Source organism: Microcystis sp. M53603_WE2, from assembly GCF_030065435.1.
In genome coordinates, this window is record NZ_JASJFF010001339.1 from 1 (window position 1) to 6,555 (window position 6,555).

A 6,555-nucleotide genomic window follows, 5' to 3' on the forward strand; every position below is an offset into this window, starting at 1 on the left:
GGGGCAATAATTGGTACTGACAATTTTTGATAAGCTTTTCCCTCTCCCACTAAAGGCAAAGCAGCTATAGATAATTGGGGCTGAATTTTTTGTAATTCCCCCAGAATTAAACTGGCATTTAAATCCTCACCATGACCATTACTAAGAAATAAAATCTGTTTAAGCATCGATTTGTTATCCTCTATATTTCCTTGCTGCCAAAGAAACTGCCACTGTCACCGATTTTGCTTCTATTTGCTTGCTGACTAGCAAAGTCTCGCCCATTTTTAAAGCGGCAGCTTCAGCGACGCTAGGAGTTCCCCCTTCCTTGTTGACAATAGCCGAGGGATTGGGGACCTTAATATCTCTCAACTCTTCAGCAGTAAAGGTTTTTAGGGGCAATCCTTTCTCTTGACAGTAGGCAATTAAACCCTGTTCATCAGCTTTGATGTCAAGGGTGGCGATACCGGCAATAGCGGCTAAAGAGAGGTGATAACGCTCAAAAACAGCCCTAATTGCCCTATCTATGACTGCTTTCTCCGTGCCACGGATGCAACCTATTCCTAGCCATAATACTCGTCCATACCATTGGAGACGCTCAATCCCAATTAAATCAGTTGCGGGTAGGTGGAAAGCAGGGGAAGTGCTAGTCATCATCGGTGTTGCCTTTAATTATTGCGGGATTAGGATTGCCAACTGGGAGAATCCCCTTGGGGTTGTTTGGTATTTTATCCATGACTACAATGGCTGGGTTGGTAGTCCTAGCGATGCCTTACATTGATAAAGCTCAAATTTACTGACAATCTTGCCAATTTCTTGCTCAATTTGGGAATCGGTTAGCTTCACCACTGTCTCGCTCCCAAATGAAAGCTGGTATCCCTAGTCTATCAGCTAGTTGCAGCTTAATCCGTTTAGGGATGAAGGCGAGGGAGTGGAATGAACCCGACCGACACAGAGGACACAGAGATTGATCGCTTCTATATAAGTTAAACTGATCACACAAAGAATAAGAGAGCCGCAGGATTGATGAAATTACTCTATATGCGATCGCCGCTCTCTCTGCATCGCTAATCAGGCAGAGGAATGCAAAGAAATTATTAAATTAAAGCCTAGGATCTAGCGCGAGGGGGGAGTAATGTGTATTATTCAGTTGAATCCGCTTCCGCAGCCCAACTGATGCGGCAGCGGCAATCGCAGTCCATAAATCTGTTTAAACAAATGAAAACCCTTTCTAACACTCTAAAAACAGGTGCTGTAGCTATTGCCACTACCGTCGCCACCTTCGGACTTGGGGGTATCGCCCAAGCCGCTCCTCCACCTCTGAATGCCAACGCAGGTTTTGCCAACGGTCTTTTGTCAGCTCCGGGTTATACTGGTAGCAGTCTTTCTACTGCTACCAGCCTTGATTTCAGTTCCCCTATCACTTTCGGTTCTATTCCCCCGACTTATGCGCCTACCGGCGGTGTATCTGCTCCTAATGACTTCTTCCTTGGTCAAGGCGCCCAAATTAATGACCCAACCCTAGTTATAAATACTGGCTCGGGATCGACCATCTTGAACTTGGTAAGCCCCACACTACCTATCGCTAATTTCCTAACCTTTAGTACAGTGGCAGGTCTAGGATCTTTTACACTGACTTCATTCACTACTCTGACAAACCCCTTAAATCCTAACGTCCTTAACCTCGAAGCTTTAGGTACACTGAATGTTCCGGGTTTTGCTCCTTCGCCGGCTGCTTTCCTAGCAAATTTCAATCAGGCTGGTGGTGCTGGTAATGCGGTTTCTTATTCTGGAACCCTGTTATCACCTCCTAGTGTTACCGCCACCACCGTCCCCGAACCCTCTACCATTTTAGGCTTACTTGCCTTTGCTGGTTTGGGTGGAGCTGCTTTGAAAAGGAAAGAAAAATAAGCCATTAGACATCTCCAATAATTAGGATTTAGGCTCAGTAGTTCAGGCTTCTAGCCTGATTTATGGAGAGGTCTATTTTGCCCACTTCTAGAAGCCAAGTTTCTCTCCAGATGCTTGGTTTCTGGCTTTTCTCGACTTTGTGTGATCAGTTTAACTTATATAGGGCTTGCTGAATAATGGTAAAACCCTTTTAAAATAAAGCTTTTGACCTGTTAAAGTCCGATGTTAGTGCTGCGAAAATAGGATTGGGACTTTCAAAAACCTTGCATTATCCTTCTTGTAGTACATCGATTGGTACAAAAAACAAGGGCAACAAAGCCTGAAACGACCGGCTCCTGACTCCTGACTCCTGACTCCTGACTCCTACCCCCAGGAAAAACTTTTTCAGCAGACCCTAATTGTCGGTATTTCTGCAAATGTGGGATGCACTCGCTAAAACTCCTTTCTTTCACTTTTGACTTGACAAATGACCGGCTATTTGCTGCGGGGTCTGGTATTCGGGAACTAAATCTTGTAGGGACTTAACTAAGCCCTGACGGTCATTAACTTGAATATAATTAAGCAGTTGCTCTAATTTGATTTGCAATTTGTCCCAAGCAAGAAAGTGTTCATGAGCGCAAAAAATCTTTGGGTGAGCGGTGGGACGAGCTTTATCGGTATCGATTAATAATTCTTCGTAGAGTTTTTCCCCCGGTCTTAATCCTGTGATTTCAATATTGATATCTTGTCCTAATTCCAAGCCACTTAAACGAATCATCTGTAGGGCCAAATCGTAAATTCTTACCGGTTCACCCATATCTAACAGGAATACCTCACCCCCTCGGGCCATGGCTCCTGCTTGTATAACCAAACGCACCGCCTCGGGAATAGACATAAAATAGCGAATAATATCGCGATGGGTGAGGGTAATATTCTTACGTTGGGCGATTTGTTCCCGGAAACGCGGCACCACGGAACCGCTACTATCGAGAACATTGCCAAAGCGGACGATAGCGCAACAGGTGGAAGTGTCGGGTAAAGCGGCCAAAGCTTGTACGACTAACTCAGCACAGCGTTTACTGGCCCCCATAATGTTAGTCGGTCTGACGGCCTTATCAGTGGAAATAAGAACTAAATTACTAACTGAATTCTCGATCGCGGTCTGAGCGACATTTAAGGTTCCCCAAACATTAGTGTAAATCCCTTGACTAGGATTGGCTTCCACAAGGGGAACGTGCTTATAGGCGGCCGTGTGATAAATTGTCTGGATCTGGTGTTGTTGGATGACTCGGGCCAGATGATTGCGGTCGAGAACATTGCCTAGATAGGCATACTTGCGTAAATCGGCATAATTTTCACTTAAATCGAGATCGATTTTGTAGAGGGAAAACTCGTTTAATTCGTAGATTACCAAGCATTTTGGCTTGAGGAAGGCGATTTGTCGGCATAATTCCGAACCGATGGAACCACCACCCCCGGTGACTAACACCGCTTTACCGGTGACATTTTTTCCCAAAAGTTCGGGATGGGGTAGAATTTCTTCCCGTCCTAATAATTCCGAGACATCGACACTGCGAATCTGATTGATGGTCGCTTCTCCCGATAAAATTTTTGAGAGGGGAGGAACGGTTTTAATGTCGATGGGTAAAGTTTCTAGACTTTCGATGATTTGCCGCTTTCTGGCCTTGTCTAGGTTCGGAATAGCGAGAACAACCCAGTCAATGGCCCTTTTTTGGTGCAGTAGTGCCAATTGAGAGGGGGGGTAAACCCTAATGCCTTGGACCACTCGCTGCTGCAAATCGGGATTATCATCAACAAAAGCTAATAAACGATAGTGGGGGTCATTTTGCAGGGAACGTGCTAATTGACAACCCACAATCCCCGCACCATAGATAACGATTGTCGGTTCCCTATCCAGACTACTGACGTAAATATTGAGACGGTGAAAGACAGAACGAATCAACAATCTCACCCCGATAACCAATACTAGGGTTAACAATGCGTCGATAATCAGGACTGAACGTGGCAAAAAGGCATCCCCTTGAAAGTAGGCCAGACTGATTAAAACCCCTGAACTATAGAGAACCGCTTGCAGTACGGAGGAAAGAAACTCTAATCCTGTATAACGTACTACGGGACTGTAAATACCTTTGAGATAGAAAACTAGAGTTTTAATGGCAATTAAACCGAATATTTTCCCTAAAAAAGGTCTAATTTGCTGATATTCGAGGCTCAGATTAAATCTGAGAGAGAAGGCCAGATAGATGCTTAGACAAAAAATCAGGCAATCGGTGACAATCAAAAGAGATCGCTTCGATGACCTAGATAGGGAATTAGCTAATTTAAGGATTTTTTTGGCCAGTTTTCTATACATTATCCAATTGATTAATTAATCTTAAGGTAAATTTACTTAGCTCCTCTCGACTTTCTGTGATAATCAGTGCTTATTATTTGTAGTAGTCTTGCTAGGCAGGGCTTTGAAGAATATATTTCTGGAAAATTCCCCCTATTCTTCTCCCTTCCACACAGAAACAAGAAGAGCCAATGTTTTTATAACAGTAGCGCTACCTGTCTTTCCGGAGATGATATCACCCAAACCCAATTATGTCAAGTTGCCAGATTTGTCCAGAATTTTTTCCTTTTAGCAACTTTTCATCGCTGGCAAAAAATTTTTTGCTCCCGCAAACTAGCCGATAAATGACCGCTAGTCAAGGGTTACAATCAAGAATTGATACAAAAATTTATCGAGTCAAGTTATGAGTAATCAGTACGATGCGATCGTGATTGGGTCGGGAATCGGGGGATTGGTGACAGCGACGCAATTAGCGGCAAAAGGGGCAAAAGTCTTAGTTTTAGAGAGTTATCTGATTCCGGGGGGCAGCGCAGGTTATTTTGAACGAGAGGGTTATCGTTTTGATGTGGGTGCTTCGATGATTTTTGGTTTTGGCAAAAAGGGGACGACTAACCTCCTAACCAAGGCTTTGGCAGCGGTGGATATGAGTATCGAAACCATTGCCGATCCCGTCCAGATTCATTATCATCTCCCGGACGGATTAGACCTAAAAGTTCACCGCGACTACGAACAATTTTTACAGGAATTAATTAGCCATTTTCCCGCAGAAAAAACCGGTATCCGGCGCTTTTACGATGAATGCTGGCAGGTGTTTAATTGCCTCAATAGTATGGATTTACTATCGCTGGAAGAACCCCGCTATCTGACTAGGGTTTTTTTCCAGCATCCTTTATCCTGTTTGGGATTGGTCAAGTATTTACCCCAAAATGCGGGAGATGTGGCCAGAAAATATATTAAAGACCCGAAATTATTGAAATTTATCGATATGGAATGTTATTGTTGGTCGGTAGTACCCGCCGATCGCACTCCGATGATTAATGCGGGAATGGTCTTTAGCGATCGCCATTACGGCGGAATTAACTATCCCCGAGGGGGAGTAGGACAGATTGCTCTCAAGTTAGTCGCGGGATTGGAAAAAGCCGGTGGTGAAATCCAGTATCAAGCGAGAGTGAATAAGATTATTTTAGATGCAGGACGGGCGATCGGGGTAAAATTGACCAATGGTAAGGAATACTACGCTAAAAAGATTGTTTCTAATGCCACCCGTTGGGATACCTTCGAGAAACTACTCCCCCCGGAATCTCTCCCGGGCAGCGAAAAAAAATGGCAAAAACGCTATCAAAAATCCCCCAGTTTCCTGAGTTTGCATCTGGGAGTTAAGGCCGATGTGTTACCATCAGGAAGCGAATGTCACCATATTTTACTAGAAGATTGGGAAAATATGGAAGCAGAACAGGGAACTATCTTTGTTTCTATTCCTACCTTACTCGATCCCTCCCTCGCACCCCCGGACCATCATATCATTCATACTTTCACCCCTAGCTGGATTGATCAATGGCAAAAACTGCCCCCTCAAGAATATCAACAGAAAAAAGAGGCCGCTGCTCATCGTCTCATTGATCGCCTGAAAAAACTCTTTCCCAAACTAGATACAGGATTAGATTATATCGAAATTGGCACAGCCCGCACCCATCGCCGCTTTTTGAATAGAATCGATGGCAGTTACGGCCCAATACCGCGAAGAAAACTGTTAGGCTTATTAGGAATGCCCTTTAATCGCACAGCTATTCCTAATCTTTATTGTGTGGGAGATAGTACCTTCCCTGGTCAAGGATTAAACGCGGTGGCCTTTTCCGGTTTTGCTTGCAGTCATCTTCTATCGGTAGATATGGGTTTACCTCGTCCCAGAGATTAAAAGCTGAAAATCAGGATTTTTACCGGCGAATTCGGAAACGGGAAGGTAAGACTTGACAGCGTTTCTCAGATGGATGAAGCGCATTTTTGCGACTGGAATCCTTACTTCGGCAAGGTTTAATCTATACTTCACCTTGATGAGAAACGCTGTGGATATTCAACTAAATCTGGTTATTAAAGAATGATTATTTAGGGTTTGCTGAATAATGGTAAAACCCTTTTAAAATAAGGCTTTTGACCTGTTAAAGTCCGATGTTAGTGCAAGAAAATAGGATTGGGACTTTCAAAAACCTTGCATTATCCTTCTTGTGGTACATCGCTTGGTACAAAAAACAAGGGCAACAAAGCCTGAAACGACCGACTCCTGACGACCGGCTACTGACTCCTACCCCCAGGAAAAACTTTTTCAGCAGACCCTA

Annotated in this window: 4 protein-coding genes and 1 pseudogene; 2 read left to right on the forward strand and 3 right to left on the reverse strand. The window is 44.0% G+C overall.

What is annotated here, in order from left to right; all coding sequences use genetic code 11:
• Both PX481_RS30275 and PX481_RS28195 read right to left on the reverse strand, forming a co-directional pair.
• Positions 1 to 167 (reverse strand): annotated as a pseudogene (locus PX481_RS30275) (lipid-A-disaccharide synthase-related protein); the annotation flags it as partial.
• A gap of 7 nt (positions 168 to 174) precedes the next feature.
• The gene (locus PX481_RS28195; RefSeq protein WP_288097256.1) at positions 175 to 633 is read right to left on the reverse strand and encodes a cobalamin biosynthesis protein; all 459 of its coding nucleotides are present in this window, start codon (positions 631 to 633) and stop codon (positions 175 to 177) included.
• 564 nt (positions 634 to 1,197) lie between these two features.
• Here PX481_RS28195 and PX481_RS28200 point away from each other — a divergent pair.
• Positions 1,198 to 1,890 carry a PEP-CTERM sorting domain-containing protein gene (locus tag PX481_RS28200; RefSeq protein WP_288097249.1) on the forward strand — a complete coding sequence of 231 codons (693 nt, stop codon included), beginning with the start codon at positions 1,198 to 1,200 and terminating at the stop codon, positions 1,888 to 1,890.
• A gap of 448 nt (positions 1,891 to 2,338) precedes the next feature.
• Here the strand turns inward: PX481_RS28200 and PX481_RS28205 are convergent, their stop codons facing one another.
• The gene (locus tag PX481_RS28205; RefSeq protein ID WP_288097251.1) at positions 2,339 to 4,243 is read right to left on the reverse strand and encodes a polysaccharide biosynthesis protein; all 1,905 of its coding nucleotides are present in this window, start codon (positions 4,241 to 4,243) and stop codon (positions 2,339 to 2,341) included.
• Between the two features lie 382 nt (positions 4,244 to 4,625).
• Here PX481_RS28205 and crtH point away from each other — a divergent pair, with 382 nt between their 5' ends.
• Positions 4,626 to 6,137: a carotenoid isomerase gene (gene crtH, locus PX481_RS28210; protein WP_288097254.1), complete on the forward strand. Its 1,512-nt coding sequence runs from the start codon at positions 4,626 to 4,628 to the stop codon at positions 6,135 to 6,137.
• Positions 6,138 to 6,555: the final 418 nt, after the last annotated feature.